At 68.8% G+C, this 21,294-nt stretch carries 16 protein-coding genes and 1 riboswitch; of the genes, 5 read left to right on the top strand and 11 right to left on the bottom strand.

Features of this window, described 5'->3' with window-relative positions; all coding sequences use genetic code 11:
* Window positions 1-115: 115 nt before the first annotated feature.
* The gene (locus tag P5P27_RS05415) at window positions 116-1,522 is read left to right on the top strand and encodes a short-chain fatty acyl-CoA regulator family protein (RefSeq protein WP_278126767.1); all 1,407 of its coding nucleotides are present in this window, start codon (window positions 116-118) and stop codon (window positions 1,520-1,522) included.
* A gap of 55 nt (window positions 1,523-1,577) precedes the next feature.
* Here P5P27_RS05415 and P5P27_RS05410 read toward each other — a convergent pair whose 3' ends face one another.
* A complete protein-coding gene (locus tag P5P27_RS05410) occupies window positions 1,578-3,746 on the bottom strand; it encodes an MMPL family transporter (RefSeq protein WP_278126765.1) in 2,169 nt (722 codons plus the stop codon).
* Between the two features lie 97 nt (window positions 3,747-3,843).
* Here P5P27_RS05410 and P5P27_RS05405 point away from each other — a divergent pair, with 97 nt between their 5' ends.
* Entirely contained in the window at window positions 3,844-4,104 is a 261-nt protein-coding gene (locus P5P27_RS05405) for a metal-sensitive transcriptional regulator (protein WP_006896497.1), read from the top strand.
* A gap of 7 nt (window positions 4,105-4,111) precedes the next feature.
* Here P5P27_RS05405 and P5P27_RS05400 read toward each other — a convergent pair whose 3' ends face one another.
* Complete coding sequence (locus tag P5P27_RS05400; RefSeq protein ID WP_278126762.1) at window positions 4,112-5,779, bottom strand: PucR family transcriptional regulator; 1,668 nt, start codon at window positions 5,777-5,779, stop codon at window positions 4,112-4,114.
* A 105-nt stretch (window positions 5,780-5,884) separates the two neighbouring features.
* Between P5P27_RS05400 and P5P27_RS05395 the strand changes: the two genes are divergently transcribed.
* Both P5P27_RS05395 and putP read left to right on the top strand, forming a co-directional pair.
* The gene (locus P5P27_RS05395) at window positions 5,885-9,415 is read left to right on the top strand and encodes a bifunctional proline dehydrogenase/L-glutamate gamma-semialdehyde dehydrogenase (protein WP_278126760.1); all 3,531 of its coding nucleotides are present in this window, start codon (window positions 5,885-5,887) and stop codon (window positions 9,413-9,415) included.
* Between the two features lie 147 nt (window positions 9,416-9,562).
* Window positions 9,563-11,113, top strand: a complete 1,551-nt coding sequence (gene putP, locus P5P27_RS05390) for a sodium/proline symporter PutP (protein WP_006896500.1) — start codon at window positions 9,563-9,565, stop codon at window positions 11,111-11,113.
* A 12-nt stretch (window positions 11,114-11,125) separates the two neighbouring features.
* Here the strand turns inward: putP and P5P27_RS05385 are convergent, their stop codons facing one another.
* Entirely contained in the window at window positions 11,126-12,343 is a 1,218-nt protein-coding gene (locus tag P5P27_RS05385; protein ID WP_278126757.1) for a PucR family transcriptional regulator, read from the bottom strand.
* A 118-nt stretch (window positions 12,344-12,461) separates the two neighbouring features.
* On the opposite strand from P5P27_RS05385, the gene P5P27_RS05380 reads away from it, so the two are divergent.
* Entirely contained in the window at window positions 12,462-13,979 is a 1,518-nt protein-coding gene (locus P5P27_RS05380; RefSeq protein ID WP_006896502.1) for a flavin-containing monooxygenase, read from the top strand.
* 74 nt (window positions 13,980-14,053) lie between these two features.
* Here the strand turns inward: P5P27_RS05380 and P5P27_RS05375 are convergent, their stop codons facing one another.
* The 8 genes from P5P27_RS05375 to P5P27_RS05340 form a co-directional block, all read right to left on the bottom strand.
* On the bottom strand, window positions 14,054-15,373 hold the full coding sequence (locus tag P5P27_RS05375; RefSeq protein ID WP_006896503.1) for an Ig-like domain-containing protein: 1,320 nt from the start codon (window positions 15,371-15,373) through the stop codon (window positions 14,054-14,056).
* 14 nt (window positions 15,374-15,387) lie between these two features.
* Complete coding sequence (locus tag P5P27_RS05370; protein WP_039867447.1) at window positions 15,388-16,128, bottom strand: hypothetical protein; 741 nt, start codon at window positions 16,126-16,128, stop codon at window positions 15,388-15,390.
* A 35-nt stretch (window positions 16,129-16,163) separates the two neighbouring features.
* Window positions 16,164-17,090, bottom strand: a complete 927-nt coding sequence (locus P5P27_RS05365; protein ID WP_006896505.1) for a hypothetical protein — start codon at window positions 17,088-17,090, stop codon at window positions 16,164-16,166.
* Window positions 17,091-17,356: 266 nt separating this feature from the next.
* Window positions 17,357-18,583, bottom strand: coding sequence for an acyl-CoA dehydrogenase family protein (locus tag P5P27_RS05360; RefSeq protein WP_006896506.1), 1,227 nt, complete (start codon window positions 18,581-18,583; stop codon window positions 17,357-17,359).
* Between the two features lie 94 nt (window positions 18,584-18,677).
* Entirely contained in the window at window positions 18,678-19,484 is an 807-nt protein-coding gene (locus P5P27_RS05355; RefSeq protein WP_006896507.1) for an 8-oxoguanine DNA glycosylase OGG fold protein, read from the bottom strand.
* Window positions 19,485-19,508: 24 nt separating this feature from the next.
* A complete protein-coding gene (locus P5P27_RS05350; RefSeq protein ID WP_006896508.1) occupies window positions 19,509-20,000 on the bottom strand; it encodes a histidine phosphatase family protein in 492 nt (163 codons plus the stop codon).
* 5 nt (window positions 20,001-20,005) lie between these two features.
* Window positions 20,006-20,812 carry a CbtA family protein gene (locus tag P5P27_RS05345; protein ID WP_006896509.1) on the bottom strand — a complete coding sequence of 269 codons (807 nt, stop codon included), beginning with the start codon at window positions 20,810-20,812 and terminating at the stop codon, window positions 20,006-20,008.
* A gap of 20 nt (window positions 20,813-20,832) precedes the next feature.
* A complete protein-coding gene (locus P5P27_RS05340; RefSeq protein WP_006896510.1) occupies window positions 20,833-21,054 on the bottom strand; it encodes a CbtB domain-containing protein in 222 nt (73 codons plus the stop codon).
* Window positions 21,055-21,116: 62 nt separating this feature from the next.
* A riboswitch (cobalamin riboswitch) is annotated at window positions 21,117-21,192 on the bottom strand.
* Between the last annotated feature and the right edge of the window lie 102 nt (window positions 21,193-21,294).

Below are 21,294 nucleotides of genomic sequence, written 5' to 3'. Positions count from 1 at the left end.
CGCACCGTACGCAGGCGCTCTCGTCTCGCGAAAGGCCTGGCAAATGCGTATTTCTGCGGATCTTTCAGGACTATGTTGCGAATCTTGCGGATACCGTGCCGGATACAGTTGGCGCATGGCCAAGACCTATGTGGGCGGCCGGCTCCGCCGGCTGCGCGAGGAGCTCGGGCTGTCGCAGGCGGCGCTCGCCCGGCGGCTGGACCTGTCCACCACGTACGTCAATCAGCTCGAGAACGACCAACGCCCGATCACCGTCCCGGTGCTGCTCACCATCACCTCCGCGTTCGACCTCGCGCCGGACTTCTTCTCCGCGTCCGGCGACGCCCGCCTCGCCGCCGACCTGGCCGACGCGATCCTCGAGCAGGGAGAGAAGGTGAGCCGGACCGAGGTGGCTGAGATGGTGGCGCGCATGCCGCAGATCGGCCGCGCCCTGGTCGGCATGCACCGTCGGCTGGCGGCGGCGACCGCCGAGCTGGAGACGCTCCGAGCGCGGACCGGTGACGGCTCCACCGAACCCCACATCACCCCGTTCGAGCAGGTCCGCGACTATTTCTACGACCGCCGCAACTACATCGCCGAGCTCGACCTGGCCGCCGAGCGACTCTTCGCCGACGCCGGCCTGTCCGTCGGCGGGCTGGATCTGCAGCTGGCCGACCTGTTGGAACACCGGTTCGGCGTCCGCGTCACGATCGCGCCCGCCGAGCGCGGCACCGGACCCAAGCGCGTATTCGACGAGGAGTCGGCGACGGTGACGCTCGCGCGGCGACTGTCGGCGGGCCAGCGCGCCTTCCAACTCGCCACGCAGCTCGCACTGCTCTCGCAACGCCCGCAGATCGATCGGCTGGTGGCCTCCGCGGACAGCCTCGACGACGCCTCGATACCCGTGGCGCGCGTGGGCCTCGCGAACTACTTCGCAGGTGCGCTGGTTCTCCCCTACGGCGAATTCGCCGCTGCCGCACGTGAACTCCGCTACGACGTCGACCTCTTGAGTCGGCGGTTCGAGGTCGGCTTCGAGACCGTCTGCCACCGCCTGTCCACCCTGCAACGCCCCGGCGACCGCGGAGTTCCGTTCATCTTCGTCCGTGTCGACAAGGCCGGGAACATCTCCAAGCGTCAGTCGGCGACCGCGTTCCACTTCTCCCGGGTGGGCGGCAGCTGTCCGCTGTGGGTGGTCCACGACGCCTTCGCCACGCCCGGCCGGGTGCGGACCCAGGTGTCGCAGATGCCGGACGGCCGCAGCTACTTCTGGCTGGCGCGGACCATCGACTCGCATTCGGGCGGCCACCTCGCGACGCCGTCCGACTTCGCGATCGGCCTGGGCTGCGATCTCGCGCACGCCGACGAACTGATCTATTCGACCGGAGTCGACCTCACTGAGGACCGCACGATGGTACCGATCGGCGCCGGCTGCAAGGTGTGTCCGCGGCCGGACTGCTCGCAGCGCGCCTTCCCGATGCTGGGCCGCGGCATCCACATCGACGAACGGATCAGCGACTCGATCCCGTACCGCCGGTCGGAGTGAACCGGGGCGGTACGGGACCGCAGCCGTGCGGATCGACCGATGTCGGTGGAGTCGATCAGTCGTGAGCGAAACTCACGGTCGGGAGCACCTTCCGCAGCCAGGCCGGCGTCCACCAGGCCGCCCGTCCGGTCAGCCGCAGCAGCACCGGCAGCAGCACCAGCCGGATCAGGAAGGCGTCCAGCAGCACCGCGACGCCGAGGATCACTCCCATCTCCTTCGGAGGCAGCGGTCCGGACAGGGCGAAGGTGAAGAACACCGCCACCATGACTCCGCCCGCGGCGAAGATCACCCGCCCCGAGTGCGCCACCGCGCCCACCATCGCCGACCTCGCATCGCCGTCACGTTCCCAGTGCTCCTTGGCGGAGGCGAGCAGGAACACCGTGTAGTCCATCGCGATGGCGAAGATCATCGCGAAGAAGAACACCGGCGCCCAGGCGTCCAGGAAGCCCTGCGACTCGAAGCCGAACAGTCCGGCACCGAGTCCGTCCTGGAACACCAACCGCGCCACGCCGAACGCCGCCGCGGTCGAGAGGAGACTGACCAGCGTTCCGAGGAAGGAGATGAGCGGCGCCGCCAGCGCGAACAGCAGTAGCAGGAATCCGAGCGCCAAGACCACCGCGATCACCACCGGAGTGCTCCGGTCGAGTTGCGCCTTCAGGTCCAGATTCTCTACTGCGGCACCGCCCACGAGCACCCCGGCGGGCAGGCCGGCGCGCAACCGGTCGACGGTCTGCGCCAGTTCCGGGTCCGACGGATCGACGGTCGGCACGGCCTGGATCATCCGGTAGTCGACGCCGTCGGACGGTGCGGCCGGCGGGGTCGCGGCCGCGATTCCCGGATCGTCCGCCAGCACCGTGCGCGCCTCGTCGGCGACCGCCGCGGGTGCGATGACGGTCAGCATGCCCGGCGCTCCCGGACCGAAAGCCTCCTGCACGCGGTGGTAGCCGACGCGGGCACTGGCGTCTTCCGGGAGCACCTTGATCGACGGCATGGCGGTGGTCAGGCCCACCAGCGGGATCGCCAGGACCACCAGGATCGCCAGGGCCGCCGCTCCCCACCGCAGCGGGTGCCGCCACAGTCGTTGCGCCCACGCCTCGAACCGCGGCGAACGGTGTTCGCCCGCCTTGACCCACGGCAGCGGCAGTTTGTCGATGCGGTGATCGAGCTTCGAGAGCACCAGTGGCAACAGGGTGAGGGTGGCCGCGAGGATGAACACGACCGAGATCATGATCCCGCCCGCCATCGACCGGAACGACGGTGACGGCACCAGCATCACGGCGGACAGCGACACCAGCACGGTCGCGCCCGAGAGCAGGACCGCCTTGCCCGCCGTATCCATGGTCTGAGCGATCGCGGCCCGCATCGGCAGTCGCTGTCCCATCCGTGCCGCCCGGAACCGGACGACGAGGAACAGCGCGTAGTCGATGCCCAGGGCGAGGGAGAACATCATCGCGAAGTTCATCGCCCAGATCGACACCGGGACAACGGCGTTCACCAGCACCAGAATTCCCGCCGACGCGACGAGACCGGCGATCGTCAGCAGCAACGGCAGCCCGGCGGCGACGAGCGCACCGAACGCCACCACCAGGATGAAGAGCGTCACCGGGAATGAGATCATCTCGGAGGTCAGCATCGCCTCGAGGTTGGCCTTGTTGAAATCCGACCACATCACCGACGCACCCGTGGGCGCCACCTGAACGCCGTCGCGTGAGAGGGCCTCGAGTGGGGGCGACAGATCGGTCGCCGCGCGCACCATCTCGTTGGTGTCCGCGCCCGCACCGCCGATCACGATCGCCGTCCGGCCGTCGGCGGAGAGGGTGGCCCCCGGCGTCGGCTCGATCACCTGGCTGATCCGTCCGTCGGCGCGCAGGATGTCGCCGACAGCGGCGATCACCTCCGGCCCATCACCCTCGGTGAGGGACCGCTGGCCCGTCACGACCACCTGGATGGCCGACGACGCGTTCCCGCCGAAGTGCGCGACCGCCAGATCGCGGGCCGCGACCGAGTCGGACCCCTGTGCCTGCCAGCCGGCGCCGGAGAGACTCTTCTCCACCGACGGTGCGAAGACGCCGAGCCCGATGACGATCAGGATCCACGCCGCCGCGACCAAGCGGCCGTGGGCACTCACCCAGACGCCGAGCCGACCGAGCGGCCCGGGCCGCGGCTCCACCGCGCCCACGGACGCGGCGGACGCCCGCGTCGGTTCCAGTTCTTCACTTCTCATGTCATTCGTCCTCCTCCGTATCCCCCTGGGGGTTAGTGGGAGACCGTACATCCCCCCAGGGGGTTATGCAATAATCGATGCGACGAGAGGAGTCGACATGCAACTACCCGACGAGAAGCTCAAACCGGTGCTCACGCGGCTGCGACGCGCCCATGGCCATCTGGCGACCGTGATCCGCATGCTCGAAGAGGGTGCCGAATGCGAGGATGCCCTGACCCAGCTCGCCGCGGTCGACAAGGCGCTGGCGCGCAGCGGCTACGCCCTGGTCTCCACGGGCCTGATCCACTGCATCAGCACCGAGGGCCCGGACAGCGTCGATCAGGCCAAGATGGAGAAGCTGTTCCTGTCGTTCGCCTGAGAGCGGATCAGCGGCGGACGGCGGTGCGGAGCAGCGCGAGCTGGATGGTGGTGAGGAGCCGGTCGTCCCGGTCCTCCAGGCGCAGGCCCGAGAGCTGCTGGGCCCGCTCGATCCGATAGCGCAGGGTGTTCGCGTGCACGCCCACCGCGGCGGCCGCATCGCGCACGTTGCCGTGCGCGTCGAGATAGGCCTGAACGGTCGCCACCAGGTCGGCGGAGTGCTTGCGGTCGTAGTCCGCCAGCGCGGCCACCCGCGGGTCCAGGAGGTCCTCGCGCGCGGCGACCACGTCGAGGATCTCGCCGAGCAGCACCGCGGTCCGTGATTCGGCCAGACTCGTCACCCGCGCTGCACCCGGAGCCGATGCGGTGGCCGTGAGCACCCGGTCCACTTCGGCCCGCCCGGCAGGAACGTCGGCCAGCCCGGCGAGCGGGCTGACCACCGCGGCGTGCAGCACCGCGCCCGCCAGCGCCGCGTCCCCGTCGAACTTCGTGACGAGTCCGCCGACCCAACGCATGATCGCGGCCGTGTTGACCGCCGGCAGCAGCAGGTACGCGCGACCGTCGAGCACCGTGGTGACGGCCGCGGCGGCGAAGGCGCTGGCGTGCAGCCGGAGCGCACCGCCGACTGCGGCCATCGCGTCCTCGTAGACGGCCTGGTCGCCGCCGGTGGGCGCGATCCCGATCACCGCGACGGCCTCGTCCACCGGCCACCGCAGGTACGCGCCCGCCGACGAGACGTCGATGCCCCCGTGCGCACCGAACAGACGCTGCACCAACTGGCCCTCCGTGGACGGCGCACGCATCTCGCGGGTCAGGATGCGCGCGGCGATGGCGGCGGCCCCGCGCATCACGTCGGCGGAGTCGTCGGCCAGCGGTCGGGCGCCCTCCTGCACCCAGATGGAGCCGAGATGCCTGCCGGATCGGGCGTGGACGCCGACGACGAGGCGGCGGCGCATGGCCTGCTCCGGATGCTCGGGCACGTCGACCACCTCGCCGCCGCGGCGAATCGCGTCGAACACACCCCAGCGACGAAGCAGATCCAAGTACGCGGGCGGCCCGGCCCGGCCGAGGATCGTCTGCACCCGCAAGTCGTCGGCCTCGCCCTTTGACGGCGAGTACGCGAGGACCCGCGCACTGGTCGCGTCCTCGATGGACACCAGTCCCCCGGTACCGTTCGCGACCAGCGCCACCAGACCGAAGAGATCGACGTCGACGGGCGGCGTCAGGGCCGCGGGGTCATCGTCCCGGACCCGGTCCAGACATCCCTGCACCGTCGTGAGCACCCGGTCCCACCGCGCCCGGGCATCGACCACCACCACGGCCACCCCCGCCCGCGCGGCGACCTCTGCCAACCCGGACGGATTCGCCTTGGTGAAGACCACACGCGGCCCCTCGGCGGGCCTCCCCTCCGTGTGGCGCCCCCGCATCCACTCGAGGACCGCGCCGGTGCCGAGTCCCACCAGAAGCACCGCGTCCGTCGGCGCATCGAGACCGCCGGCCAGATCGTCGGCATCGATCATCGACACCGAGGTGATCCGCCGTTCCGGATCGGCGTCGGCGAGGACGTGTGCCACGGCGGTGTCGAGGGCCGAGACGACGTCTCGGAGGAGCACCGACGGATGCGTCGCCGACACCTCGTCGCTCGTCACTCCGGAATCCTCGTCACCAGTGGTCATGGCAGTAGAGTCTGTCAGGTCAGCTGGAGAATCGTACAAGAAACCACGTGATCGTTCGTAGTATTGTCCGACGACCGCCGCGGCGCGCCGACGTGTACTGGCATCATGACCACCGCACACGCCGCCGACCCGATTCCGGCGCCCACCGAAGTGTTCACCGAACTGAACGAGCTCGCCGACTCCTCCGAGAAACTCGTCACCGACTGGCTGCGCGCCGCCGCGGCGGCGCAGACCGAGCCGCATGCGTCCGCTCGCCGTCTCGCCTCGGTCCTGTCTGATCCGCGCGGGCTCGACTTCACCGTCGGTTTCGTCGACCGGGTGATCGGCACCGAGGACCAGAAGGCGGCCGCACAGGCGCTCGCCGAACTCGCGGCGAGCACCCCGGCCACGCTGGGCGCTTGGGACCGCTTGCAGATCAAGGCCGGCGGCGTCCTGGCCGAGAGGCTGCCCGGGGTGGTCATCCCCGCCGCGCGCGCACGGATGCGTTCGATGGTCGGGCACATGATCGTCGACGCCCGTGAGCGGCCCTTCCGCCGGGCGGTCGCCAAGCTCCGCGAGAGCGGCCATCGGCTCAACATCAACCCGCTGGGCGAGGCCGTGCTCGGTGACGCCGAGGCCGACAACCATCTCGCGGACGCGCGGGCATTGCTGCGGCGCGATGACGTCGACTACGTCTCGATCAAGGTCTCCTCCGTCGCCTCCCAGATCTCGATGTGGGCGTTCGAGGAGACGGCGCAGTACATCATCGACCGACTGACGCCGATGTATCTCCAGGCCGCCGCCGCGCCCGCGGGCACCAAGTTCATCAACCTCGACATGGAGGAATACCGCGATCTGGAACTCACCATCGAGGTGTTCACCCGGCTCCTGAGCCTCCCCGAACTCAAGCACTTCGAAGCGGGGATCGTGCTGCAGGCCTACCTGCCGGACGCACTCGGCGCGATGCAGCGTCTGTCGGACTTCGCCGCCGCCCGGGTGGCGGCCGGCGGCGCGGGGATCAAGGTCCGGCTGGTGAAGGGCGCCAACCTCGCCATGGAGTCGGTGCACGCCGAGGTGGCCGGATGGCCCCAGGTGACCTGCTCGTCGAAGACCGCGACCGATGCCAACTACAAACTCGTGCTGCACTGGCTGCTCAACAGGGATCACATGCGGGGCCTGCGCGTCGGTGTGGCCGGGCACAATCTGTTCGACATCGCCTTCGCCCATCTGCTGGCCGATCGCCGCGGCGTGTCCGACCGCGTCGAGTTCGAGATGCTGCAGGGCATGGCGACCGAGCAGGCCGACGTCCTCAGCGCCGACGTCGGCCGGCTGCTGCTGTACGTGCCGACGGTGAAACCGAAGGAATTCGACGTCGCGATCTCGTACCTGGTACGGCGTCTCGAGGAGAACGCCGCGCCCGAGAACTTCATGTCGGGCATCTTCGACCTCGCGCCCGGAAGTGCGATCTATCACCGGGAGTCGGGGCGGTTCCGCGATGCGCTCGCCGAACTCGGCCGCATCCTCACCACCGACGGCTACGCGCCTCCCCTGCCGAACGACCGGCAGGACCGGACACTCGACCAGTCCGCTGAGACGGCCCTCGATCCGGCACTGCCGCTTCCGGCCTTCGCGAACGAACCGGACACCAACGCCGCCCTGCCCGCCAATCAGCGATGGGCGCGCGACGCGCTCGCCACCGCGACACCGCAGTGGCTCGCCTCCCAGCCCGTTCCCGACGCGATCGCCGAGGACGAGGTGGACGCGCTGGTCGAGCGCGCCCGGTCGGCTGCCGCACAGTGGAGCGCACGCCCGGCCGCCGACCGCGCAGCGATCCTCTACCGCACCGCGGACATCCTCTCCCGCCGGCGCGGACACCTCGTCTCACTGGCCGCGGCCGAGGCGGGCAAGACCGTCGCCCAGTCCGATCCCGAGATCTCCGAAGCCATCGACTTCGCCCGCTACTACGCGCATCGAGCACTGGAACTGGACGAGGTCGCCGCGGCCGCCTTCACTCCGGACCGGGTGATCGTGGTGACACCGCCGTGGAACTTCCCGATCGCGATCCCCGCGGGCGGCACCTTCGCCGCCCTGGCCGCCGGCGCAGCGGTGATCCACAAGCCGTCGAAGCCGACACCGCACTGCTCGATGGCCATTCTCGAAGCCCTCTGGGAGGCAGGTGTTCCGCGCGAGGCGTGCCAGGGAGTGTTTCCCGACGAGGGCCCGGCCGGGCGACGACTGATCAGTCATCCCGACGTCGACCGCGTCGTGCTCACCGGTGCCTCCGAGACCGCGGCCCTGTTCGCGTCCTGGCGTCCGGACCTACGGATCAACGCCGAGACCTCCGGTAAGAACGCGCTGATCATCACCCCGTCCGCCGATCGCGACCTCGCCATCGCCGATCTGGTCCACAGCGCTTTCGGCCACGCGGGCCAGAAGTGCTCGGCGGCGTCGCTGGCGATCCTCGTCGGCAGCACGTACTCCTCGGAGCGGTTCCGCCGTCAGTTGGTGGACGCGGCCGCCTCACTCGTCGTCGACTGGCCCACCAACCTCTCGGCCACCGTCGGACCGCTCACCGAGGATCCGAGCGATAAGCTGCTGCGGGCCCTGACCACCCTCGAGCCGGGCGAACGCTGGCTCCTGAAGCCGCGGCGGATCGACGACCGACTGTGGTCACCGGGAATCAAGGACGGTGTGGCGCCCGGATCGTTCTTCCACCGCACCGAGTGCTTCGGACCGGTTCTCGGACTGATGCGCGCCGAGACGCTCGACGAGGCCATCGAGTTGCAGAATGCCACCGACTTCGGACTCACCGCGGGTCTGCACTCCCTCGAGCCGCGCGAGGTCCGCTCGTGGATCGACCGCGTCGAGGCGGGAAACGTCTACGTCAACCGCGGCATCACCGGCGCGATCGTCCGCAGGCAGCCCTTCGGCGGGTGGAAGCGGTCGTCGGTGGGTCTGGGTTCCAAGGCGGGCGGTCCCAATTACCTGATGCTCATGGGATCGTGGACCGACCGCGACTGCCTGCCCGACGCCGCACCGGCCGCGCTCGCCGAGGTCGGCGCCTTCGTCGACTCGGTCTCGCCGGTGCTCACCGCCGGCGAGACGGCATGGCTGCGAGCGGCGGTGAGCGACGACGACACCGCGTGGGCCGCCGAGTTCGGGACGCCGCGCGACGAGACGGGCCTGGCCGGCGAGGCGAACATCTTCCGCTATCGCCCCGCTGCGGTGGCGCTGCGGGTGACGGCGGAGTCGACGCCCGCCAAGGTGGCACGACTGCTGGCGGCCGCGCACCGGAGCGGTGCGCGCGTGGTGGCGGCACCGGCGCCGGACATCGGCGACGATCTGCGCGCGGTGCTCGACGCCGCGGCGGCGCTGGGCGTGCCGGTCGATCCCGCCCGCGACGACCGGGCCTTCGTCGACCGGATCGGACGGGCCGGCATCGCCCGTGTCCGCCTGGATTCTCCGGCGACACCGGCACTGCGCGATCTCACCCTCGGACGGCCCGAACTCGCGGTGCTCGACGACACCGTCACCGCGTCCGGACGCGTCGAACTGCGGTACTGGCTCGCCGAGCAGTCGGTCTCGATGACCCTGCATCGATTCGGGAACCTCGACCGCGCCTTCGTCGAATTGGCCGAAGACCTCAAGTCTTCATAGATCGCCACAATGTGGGGACGTACATCTTGTACGTCCCCACATGCTTTGCCGGGCCGGTCACCGGGAAGAATCGTCGTGAGCGGGAGACCTGTGTCACATTTGACGCGTGTGTTGCTTCCGGCTGAACCCACCTCTAGGAGATGACCTATGACCGTCGCGCCCGACGAGAAGACCATCCAGCTGGTCGCGGTCGCGCTGTACTTCGCAGCCATGCTCGGCATCGGCTGGTACGCGTACCGCCGCACGCGGAACAGTCTGGACGATTACATGCTCGCCGGCCGCGGCCTCAAGCCGTGGGTCGCCGCACTCAGCGCGGGTGCGTCGGACATGTCGGGTTGGCTGCTGATGGGCCTGCCGGGCGCGATGTATCTCTCCGGCCTCTCGGCGTCCTGGATCATGATCGGACTGCTGATCGGCGCGTGGACCAACTGGAAGCTGGTCGCGCCGCGACTGCGCGCATACACGCAGGTGGCAGGTGACTCGATCACGATTCCGAGCTTCTTCGAATCGCGATTGCACGACGACTCGCGCATCCTCCGGATCACCTGCGGCGTCATCATCCTGGTGTTCTTCACGTTCTACGTCTCCAGCGGCATGGTCGCCTCCGGCAAGTTCTTCGACAGTTCCTTCGGGGTCGACTACACCGCGGGCATGCTGATCGTCGCCGGCATCACCATGCTGTACACGCTGTTCGGCGGGTTCCTCGGCGCGTCGCTCACCGACGTGGCGCAGGGGCTGCTGGTGGTGGTCGCGCTTCTGGCGGTTCCGATCATCGGCATCATCGACCTGGGCGGCGTCGGCGCCACCATCGACGGAGTGAACGCCGCCATGGACAACGGTCTGAGCTTCTTCGCCGGGACCACCGTCATCGGCATCATCTCGGCGGCCGCGTGGGGCCTGGGCTACTTCGGGCAGCCGCACATCATCGTGCGTTTCATGGCGCTGCGGTCCCCGTCCGAGGCCGGTGTCGCCCGCCGAATCGGCATCGGCTGGATGCTGCTGTGCGCGCTCGGCGCCGTCGGCACCGCACTGGTCGGCATCGCCTACTTCGCCGAGCACACCGCGCAGGCCCCGAAAGACGCCGAGACCGTGTTCCTGTCGCTGTCGCAGCTGCTGTTCCACCCCTTCATCGCGGGCCTGGTGCTGGCCGCCGTGCTCGCGGCCATCATGTCCACCATCTCGTCCCAGCTCGTCGTCTGCTCGTCGGCTCTGGTGGAGGATCTGTACAAGCTGGTCGCCGAGAAGACCGGCAGGGGCCGTGAACTCACCGACAAGACCTACGTCATGCTCGGCCGTCTCGGCGTTCTGACGATCGCGGTGATCGCCGCGCTGCTGGCGATCTCGCCGTCGAACAGCATCCTGGATCTGGTCGCCTTCGCCTGGGCGGGCTTCGGGTCGGCCTTCGGCCCGGCGGTGATCCTCTGCCTGTACTGGCGTCGGGTCAGCACCGTCGGAGTCCTGTCGGGCATCGTCGCGGGCGCGGTCGTCGCCTACGTGTGGGGTCAGACCTCGCTGAGCGAGGACCTCTACGAGATCATCCCGGGCTTCGCCGCCAGCCTGATCGTCACCGTGGTCGTCAGCCTGCTGACCTTCCGCGCGGACCCGGAGATCGATGCCGAGTTCACCCGCGCGGTGGAGCTGAGCCGGTCCAAGGAGCCGTTCACTCATCAGACGGACGACGTCCTCGCCGACGTCTGACCCGCCGCGCCCCTACTCGCGCCACCGCAGCGCTTCGAGCGCCGCCGCCACGGCGACGGCGTTCGTCTCCAGCGGCCGCGGCAGCAACTCCTGGGCACGCGCCACATGCCGGACCACGGTATTGCGATGCGTGTACAGGCGTGCGGCGGCCGCGCTCGCGTTGCACTGACAGGCGAACCACATCCGAACCGATTCGTGGAGACCGCGGTCGGCGGACGCCAGATCGCCGAGGGTGTGCGCGACGAAGGCGTCCAGCCGTGTCAGATCGCGCGTCATCGCCGCCAGCAACGCGAGATCGTCGTATGCGGCGAACCGCGCCGTCGAGCCGAGCCTGGTCAGCAGTTGCTGTCCTTCGAGTGCTTCGAAGTGGCTGCGGCGGAACCCCTCTCGACCCGCGCCGGGCGAGCCGGCCGTCACCCGTACATGCGGGTGCGCCGCGAGGGCCGCGTCCATCACCAGCCGATCGGTCGGCAGCCACACCCACAGTTCCGAGGCCCCGGCCAGGACGGTGAGACGGCGACCGACGCCGGAGGCGACCATGATCGCCTCGCAGGCGGCCTCCAGATCGTCGGGTGCCAGCCCGGCGTCCCCGGAGATCACCATCGCCGACTGCGGTCCTTCGATCGAATATCGGAGAGCGAGGTCGGCGCGGGCCGGTGCGATCGGCGCACCCTCCAGGATCAGCGCGACCGCAGCACGCCGCTGGGCGTGGTTGTCGCCCGCGAGTTCGGCGCGGGCGACGTCGATCTGGTGCGTCAGTTCGGCCACCGTGTCGTCGATGAAGGTGGCGATCGAGACCGAGGTCACCTCGAGAAGCTCCCGCAGCAGTCTCGCGTCCGAGGTCAGACCGAAGCAGATCTGCATCCAGAGCCGCCAGGCGGTGTTCTGCGCGGTGCGGAACGAGTCGAGCGCACCGGCGTCGAATCCGCGCCTGACCAGATCGCGGACGAAGCCGATCGTCTCCTCGTTGAGGTTGACGCTCACCCGTGCGCCGGGATCGGCCAGGTTGCTTCGAGCCCAGTGGTTGAGATTGCCCTCGTTGATCCGCAGGGCGACCTCTCGCAGATCCGCATCCACGAGGACGCGCTCCATCCCGGCGGGGTGCATCGCGGCGTGGTTCATATCGGCGATCCATTCGGGCGGAGCGTTCAGAACCGTCTCCACCCCGGCCCGGATGAGGTCGGCCACCTCGCGACTGGGCTCGGCCAGTTCTGCCTCGTCAGACGCCATATGGTTGATTATGCACTCCGACTGCGGCCATGCTGGTGCGATTCATCCTTGCTTTTCATCGACGGTTACAACGATCATTGGTATCGAAGGTTCAGCCCTCCTGACGAGAAGGAACACCATGACCACCGAATCGACGGGCACATCGGCCACCGCCGACTCGATTTTGAGCGAGCAGCCGCTCGACGTCGTCGTCCTCGGCGCAGGCATCTCCGGAATCGGCGCCGCGCACTACCTCACCACCGAGCATCCCGGAAAGAGCTTCGTGATCCTCGAATCACGCGACTCCATCGGCGGTACCTGGGATCTGTTCCGGTACCCCGGTATCCGCTCCGACTCCGATCTCAACACATTCGGGTACGAGTTCAAGCCGTGGCGCGATCCCCAGGCCATCGCCGACGCACCCCGCATCCTCGACTACCTGCGTGAGGCCGTCGCCGAGGACCGCCTGGAGTCGAAGATCGCGTTCAACCGCCGCGCGGTGTCGGCCGACTGGTCCGAGGCCGAGCAGTTGTGGACCCTGACCGTCAAGCACAACGACACGGGCGAGACCTCCGAGGTCAAGACCCGCTGGGTGTTCGCGGGCACCGGCTACTACAACTACGACGAGGGCTTCACTCCGGAGTTCGCAGGCAGCGACGACTTCGCGGGGCAGATCGTCCATCCGCAGCACTGGCCCGAGGATCTCGACTACCGGGGCAAGAAGGTCGTCGTCATCGGGTCCGGCGCCACCGCCGTCACCCTGGTCCCCTCGATGGCGGGCGATGCCGCCCACGTCACGATGCTCCAGCGCACGCCGACCTACGTGATCCCGCTTCCCCGCGAGGACGCCATCTCCAACGCGCTCAAGAAGACGCTCGGCGCCGAGCGCGGCTACCGGCTGAGCCGTCAGAAGAACATCTTCCAGCAGAAGCTGGTGTACCAGTTCTGCCAGCGCTACCCGAGCGTCGCGCGCAGGGTCATCCGCGCCTCCAATGCGGCGCTCCTCCCCCGCGACTACGACCTGGACACCCACTTCAACCCGCCGTACAACCCGTGGGACCAGCGGCTGTGCGTGGTCCCGGACGGCGACCTGTTCAAGGCGATCAAGAAGGGCACCGCGTCCATCGAGACCGGCCGGATCAAGCGGTTCGTCGCCGACGGCATCGAACTCGAGTCCGGTCAGGTGCTCGAGGCCGACATCATCGTCACGGCCACCGGTCTCAACCTGCAGTTGTTCGGCGGGATGGAGCTCAGCCGCGACGGCGAGCCGATCGACCTGTCCGAGACCGTCGCCTACCGTGGCGTGATGCTGTCCGGCGTGCCCAACTGGGTGCTGGCGATCGGCTACACGAACTCGTCGTGGACGCTGAAGATCGGCCTGCTGTGCGAGTACTTCTGCCGCATGCTGACCCACATGGACCAGGGCGGCTACAGCTCGGTGCGGCCGGTGGCCGATCCCGGCATGGAGACCCGGCCGCTGCTCGATTTCGGCGCCGGATACGTCAAGCGGGCCCTCGACCGTCTGCCGAAGCAGGGCACACAGAGCCCGTGGACCATGACCATGGCGGTCTCCGCCGACGTCAAGCAGCTTCGCAAGGGCGAGGTCGACGACGCCTTCCTGGACTACCGGAAGGTCGCCGCCACCGTCGACGCCTGAGGCTTCCCCTTCGAGTACGGGTGCCCCGGACCTCATGGTCCGGGGCACTCGTGTCTATCGGTGGTCGGCGTCGCTCAGTTGCTGCTGCCGACCGCGTCGGTGATGCCGCCGAACAGCCCGCCGAGGCTCCCGCCGAACAGGCCACCGAGGCTGCCGCCGCCCAGGCTGCCCGTGCTGCCGCCGTCGCCGCCGGTGCCGGGATCGGGGTCGCCACCGTCACCGGGACCGCCCGGATCGCCTCCGCCGTCACCGGGGTCGCCGCCGCCGGCGGCCTCGACGACCAGGTTCCTTATCGACGACTTCGCGCCCACCACGGCCTTCAACTCCACGGCACCGGCGGTCGTGGGAGTCCACTGACAGGTGGCTTTGCCGTTCGCGAGGACGAGCCCGGAGCAGATCGCGGCACCGTTCGCGGTGAGTGTGACCGCACTGCCCTCGGATGCGTCGGACGTCACCACGACCGGGGTTGCGGTGCCGACCTTGGGCGATCCGTTGACCGCGATCACCGGCGCACCGGGTTCGGGTTCGGGGTCGGCTGCCGCGACGGTGCCCGTGATCGTCGCGTTGGACGCCTCGATGGTCGCGGTTCCCGAATAGACCGCCTTCAGCGAGTAGGCGCCACCCGCGGCGGGCTTCCAGTTCGTCGTCGCGACTCCCGCGGCGACGGTCCCGGTTCCGATCGAGGCGCCGTTGTTGAAGAATTCGACCGTGCCGCCGGTGGCGCCGCTGCCGCCGGCCGTGACCGTCGCCTTCACAGTCGAGGTCTCACCGGCCTTGGGCGCCGGCGTCACCGACACGGCCGTGGCCGACGCGGTCTTGGGGGCGGGTGTTTCCACGGTGATGGTCGGGCCCACGTTCGACTGGTTGTTGTTCTTCTCGAACACGTTGGTGGTGGACCACTGCAGGCCGCCGGTGTTCAGCGTGCCCGGCGCACACTCCACCGTGTAGTCCTGCGTCCAGATCAGCGGCTTGGCCTCCCACGAACCGCCACCGGTCGCATCGATCATCACCCAGCCGTCGCCGGAGGTCACCTCGTTCGGCTTCTTGGTCCCGGGACCGTCCGGATTGTTCGTGTAGGTCCCGCCCGAGACCGTCCACACGGAGGTGTTCGGCACCGCTTTCATGCACGACGGATGATTGTCGCGCACGCTGTACACCAGCCACCCCAACTTGCGGTCGATCCGATTCGTGATGGTGACCGTGTCACCGACCTTCACCTTGCCGTCGACCAAGGCCGCGCTCCCGACCGTCCGCGAGAAGCTGACGGTGTCGTTGCCGCCGGTCACCGGCGTCATCGTCTCCGCGCCCGCGGCCCCGGCCGCCGTGGTCCCTGCGATGATCGCCGCGGACGTCGACAGCAGGGCGACGAGCGCAGGTCTGTTGAGTCTGCTCATCTGATTGCTCCTGATCATCCGAAGAGGTTCGAGAGACTGCCGGACCCGAGGCTTCCGGACCCGGAGCTACCCGACCCCGAACTGCCGCCGGCACCGCCCGTGCCCTCGCCGCCCGAGCCGTCACCGCCGGAACCCGTGCCGCCGCTGCCGGTGTCTCCACCGGAACCGTCCCCGCCACCGGGCGACGACGCCGGGACCACCGTGATGGTCGGACCGACATCGGGCTTGTTGTTGTTCTTCTCGAACGCGTTGGTCGTCGACCATTGCAGACCACCCGTGTTCAGGGTGCCAGGAGCGCAGGTGACCACGTAGTCCTGCGTCCAGATCAGCGGCTTGGCCTCCCACGAACCGCCACCGGTCGCATCGATCATCACCCAGCCGTCGCCGGAGGTCACCTCGTTGGGCTTCTTGGTCCCGGGACCGTCCGGATTGTTCGTGTAGGTCCCGCCCGAGACCGTCCACACGGAGGTGTTCGGCACCGCCTGCAAGCACGACGGATGATTGTCGCGCACGCTGTACACCAGCCACAACATCTTCCGGTCGATCCGATTCGTGATGGTGACCGTGTCACCGACCTTCACCTTGCCGTCGACGAGGGTGGCGCCCTCGACCGATCGTTGGAAACTCACGGTGTCGTTCTCACCGCTGACGGGGCCGACGGTGTCGGCGGCCGCCGCACCGGTGCCGATTCCCGCCAGCGCGGCAGCCGCCGCGCAACTGCCCACGACCGCCACTGTCCGTCTGATTGTCGACATGTTCGTCTGCTTTCTCGAGGTGTTGGTATGCGCGCTCATCCGAGGCTGCCCGTGTAGATGCTTCCGGTGTCCATTCCGGCGCTTCCGCTGCCGAGGCTTCCACCGAGACTGCCGCTCGCCGGGCTGGCCGAGACGTAGACGCTCTCGGTCACGGTGACCGGCTCTGCGCTGGAGATGACGGCGCGCAGCGGGTAGGTCCCGGCCTTCTTCGGCACCCAGGTGCAGCTGACGCGGCGGTCACCGTCGAGCTCGAGGTTGCCGCAACCGTCGAGCGACTTGCCGTCGGCGGTGAGGACCACCTTGTCGCCGGGGCGGCCGTCGGGGTTCTTGACGGTGATCTCGACGTCGTTGTCGGCCATCGCATCCTTCGGGTTCACCGAGATCCCGGGAACGCCGCGCGTCACCTCGATGTTCGGGCCGACGTTCGGATGGTCGCCGTTGTCGCCCACCCAGGTGGTCGAGTACTGCAGTCCGCCGGTGTTCAGCACCCCGACGTCGCACTTGAGCAGGTAGTCCTGCGACCAGGCGATGCTCTCCCAGGAGTTGGCCGCGGGCGCGTCGATCTTCGCCCATCCCGGACCGGAGGAGAACTCGTCGGGCTTCATGGCGCCGGAGACGTTCGGATTGTTCGTGTAGGTCTTGCCGCTCACCTTCCACACCGAGGTGTTGGGCACGGCCTCCATGCACGTCGGGTGCGTGTCCTTGACCCAGTAGATGAGCCATGCGAGTTTGCGGTCGAGCCGGTTGGTGACGGTGATGACCTCTCCGTTGGGCACCTTGCCGTCGACCAGTTTGAGTCCGCTGATCTCGCGGGAGAAGTTCACGGCACTGCTGCTGCCCTTCGCCGGACCGACGGTGTCGGCGTCCGCCGCACCCGATCCGGACATCACGCCGACCGCGCCCAGCGCAGCGATCGCCCCTGCCGCTGCGAGTCGTCGCAGCACGATCTTGGTTTTCAACACAGCCTCCTCGATTCGCGGCGCGGGATCAGGTGGGAGGGCGCCGCGACAGCGTCCGATAAATGTATGGATCCGACGAGGGCGAACGCTTCATCGAGCTGTCGATACGTCCCGAATTGCGTGCTGCCAGCACAAAAACTGCGACATATCGGCCGTTCGTAGGACGGCCGGCACGAAGTGGAGGGCGGCGCACCGCCCGCCGGACACGACGATGCCCGCAGGTTCCCCTGCGGGCATCGGTCGGAGTCGATGTGGTTCGGTCGCGCGCCCTACTGCGCCAGCAGTCCCTTCGCCACGTGGGTCACCTGGATCTCGTTCGACCCGGCGTAGATCATCAGCGACTTCGCATCGCGCGCCAGCTGCTCCACGCGGTACTCGGCCATGTAGCCGTTGCCGCCGAAGAGCTGCACCGCCTCCATCGCGACCTCGGTCGCCGCCCGGGAGGAGTACAGCTTCATCGCGGACGCCTGGGCCAGTGTCGGCGGCTTGCCGGCCTTGGCCGCCTCCATCGCGACGAAGAGCATGTTCTGCACGTTGAGCCGCGCGATCTCCATCTCCGCGAGCTTGAGCTGAATTAGCTGGAACTTTCCGATCTCCTGTCCCCACAGGGTGCGCGTCTTGGCGTAGTCGATGGAGAGCCGCTGGCATTCGTTGATGATGCCCAGGGACAGCGCGGCGATGCCGATCCGCTCGGCGGTGAATCCGGCCTTCGCGCTGTCGCCGCCCCGCTTGTCCGATCCGGTCTCCTCGGTCTCTCCGAGCAAACGATCCCGGCCCACCCGGACGTTGTCGAAGAACAGCTCACCGGTCGGCGAACTCATCATGCCCATCTTCTTGAACGGCTTGCCCTGGGTGAGTCCTTCCATGCCCTTGTCGAGGACGAAGGTGAGCACCTTGCGATCGCGCATCGGCGTGCCGTCGCCCTCGTCGAGCTTGGCGAAGACCACCATGGTGTCGGCGTACGGGCCGTTGGTGATGAAGGTCTTGTTGCCGTTGAGGATGTAGTCGTCGCCGTCGCGGCGCACCGTCGTCTTCATCCCGCCGAGCGCGTCCGAGCCGCTGTCGGGCTCGGTGATGGCCCACGCCCCCACCTTCTCCATCGTCACCAGCTCCGGAAGCCAGCGACGCTTCTGCGCCAGGGTGCCGCGGCTGCGGATCGTCGAGACCGTCAGGCCCAGTGAGACGCCCATCGACGCGATGAGGCCCAGGCTGACCCCCGCCATCTCCATGTTGAGGATCAGGAACATCGAGTTGGCGAGACTGTTCGATCCGCCGCCCGAGGATCGCGGCTCGCCCGCCTCCTCGGCTGCGAGCTCCTTCTCCAGGCTCTCGGCGTTCATCGAGTCCATCCCGAAGGTCGCCAGCATCTTGCGGAGGATGTCGTACGGCGGGAGCGACCCCGACTCCAGACCCTCCAGATTGGGCCGGACCTCCTTGTCGATGAAGCCGCGCACAGCGTCGCGGACCATCACATCTTCCTCAGACCACTCGAACATCAAGCCTCCAAACTGGAACACGTTTCACTTAGGTCTGACGGTAGCGCATCGTGTCACCGACCCGGTAGGTCGACGCCCTCAGTCGACCGGCTCGTCACAGCGCCGATCCGTCCCGTACGGCGGCCTCGGCCAGGCGACTGTGCCACTGCCGATTGAGCCACATCTCGACCAGTTCCGGCGCCACGCCCGCCTGCGCGGCCCAGCGGTGAAGCAGGGAGTTGTACCGCACGTATCTGCGGACGGAGTAGTGCGACACCGACGACGCGACAAGCCAGCCGTTCCACGTGAGACTGCCGGCGCTGGCAGCATCCAGCAGTTGCGGACGGTCGGGTGCCCCGGAGTGGATCGCCCAGCAGTACAGGGACATCAGGACGTGGCCCACACCAGGAGCGACCGGCCATCCCGACCAGTCCCGATACGCCGCGGCGTCGATCAGTGCCGGAGCGCGCCGGCAGGCGACGAGCGCACGCTCGACCGCGGCGAACGGCGTGCCCGCATCCCGCCCGGACCGGACGTCGACGAATCGGCGGACACCGCCGCGCAGCGGGTGCTCGGCCAGCCAGGCGGCACACATGTACAGGCGATCGAGTTCCGGTTCGTCACCGAGGCCCATTCCGTGCACACCCGGCTCGAGATCGCCCCGACGCAGGTACGCGGTGCCCTTCCACACCTGCGTTCCGTCCGCATCGCGCCCGCTGACCTGCGCCGGGATCTCGCACTGAGCCAGGCGCTCGTTCCACCAGTCGAGATCCACTTCGACGACATCCTCGAGAACCGTCTCGGCGTAGGGCTGGTTCCGGCACCAGGCGATGCAGTCCGCCGGAATCACCAGGTGCGCGTCCGCGCCGTCGCCGCTCCAACTCTCGTCCATGCGGCCGATGGTCGCACGGCCCTCTGACATCGACGTCGCACCTGCTCCGCGACGTCAGAGCGTGACCGTGTACAGCCCGCCCGGGCACACGTCGGCCGCAAAGAAGCTCGCGGCGTCCTCGCAGAGCACGGCCTGTGCGACCGGGCCCGCGACCACGAGCGTCGCCGGCCCACCCGCGGCGAGCGCGGCGAGAACGCCGCGAATCCGACCCACGAACGCGCCGACCGACTCACCGCCGTGGCCCGACCACAGGGGATCGCCGAACCAGGCGCCCAACTGCGCCGGGTCGACCGACTCCGGCGCGGTCGACCGCCAGCGGCCGACGTCGAGCGACGCCAGTCGCGGGTCGACGCCGAACAGACCGCACGCCAGGCGTGCGGTCTGCGTCACCGATCTCTCGGGTCCGGCGATCACCCGTCCGGCCCGGGGCAGCCGCGATGCGAGCGCCGCCGCATCCCGGCGGCCACGCGAGTCGAGATCGTCGTGCTCGCCGCCGAACCGGACCGCTCTGTTGGGTGCGGTCCGCGCGGCGACCACCAGATGCACCGACGTCAGGCGCCGACCTCCGCGAGCGTGCGGTCGGAAGTCTTGGACCGGCGCATCATCACGCCGAGCAGCGCGACGAACGCCACGGTCAGGACCGTCCACAGAAGTACTTGGTTCGCGATCGCGTACACCCGGAAGTCGGCCACCACCTGTCCGGGGAATCCGGCGCCGACGATCCGGTCGCCGTCCATCACCGGACCGGGGATCTCCTTGAACTCGGGAAGAAGCGCGGCCGTGATGGTCACACCGACCAGGTACACCACCGCGGAGGTGACACCCGACCACAGTCCGCCGATCCGGTCCGCGAGCCGGCAGCCGAGGATCACCGCGACGACCATCAGCGCCACCGACACCAGCGTCAGCGTCAGGTAGGCGCCCGACCGCGCTCCGATGGTGTCCTCCTCGCCGACCGCGGGCGGGTTGGGCGGGTAGACGAAGTAGGGGACGCCGATCACGGCCACGAAGGCCACGGCACCCAGCCCCGCTGCGACCGCCCGAGGGTCCGCGGCCGGCCACCGACGTCCCACGTAGGCCCACAGAACTGTGAACGCGACGGCGAACAGGGCGCCCATCGCGACGGCGAAGACGACCGTGCCGACTCCCGCACCGATGTTCTCCTGGACGGTTCGGCTGTAGATCTCGTGCTCGTGTGCATGCTCGCCGGACAGCATCGACTCGGCGTGCGACCGCTCCTCCTCGTAGTCGATGGCCAGCCGCACCTGCGGTTCGATGAAGATCCGCGCATAGACGAACGACACCAGTCCGGCGATCAGGCCTGCGAGCACGCCTGCGCCGGTGAATCTGCGCTCCATTGTTCTGTTGTCTCCCCGGCTCAGTGGCAGGGGAAGCCGAGGAAGTGCCGTGCGTCGTGCACGAACTCGTGGACATGGGTGTCGCTGCCGAACACCGACACCGCGCCCTGGTCGTATCCCAGGAAGTAGTAGGCGAGCGCCGCGAGTGCCACGGTGGCGGTGAGCCAGAGGGCCGCGCTCGCGGCGGAGAGGTTCGGCACGGCGAGGGAACGTACGCCCTGCGTTGCGGTGGATGCGGTCATCGTCGACGTCCTGTTCTCCCGGATCACGCGCCCGGGGTCGGCATTGTTCACACCGATGCGACTGTCTGGCTCGCAGTCCGACGGCGTCGTCGGCGGACCGCTCACAGTGGCGCGACCGCCCCGGATTCGCACCGGGTTAACCGCATCGGCCCGCTGAGTGTACCGCCGGCCGCAATCCGCTGAGTGTCACAGGTGTGCGCTTGAATGGGAGTGTGGCATCGGGCAGTCAGATCCTTCGGA

Source organism: Gordonia sihwensis (assembly GCF_029632925.1).
Classification (GTDB): domain Bacteria; phylum Actinomycetota; class Actinomycetes; order Mycobacteriales; family Mycobacteriaceae; genus Gordonia; species Gordonia sihwensis.
Note: the sequence above shows the minus strand (reverse complement) of the source record. Positions and strands in the feature narration are given on the sequence as shown.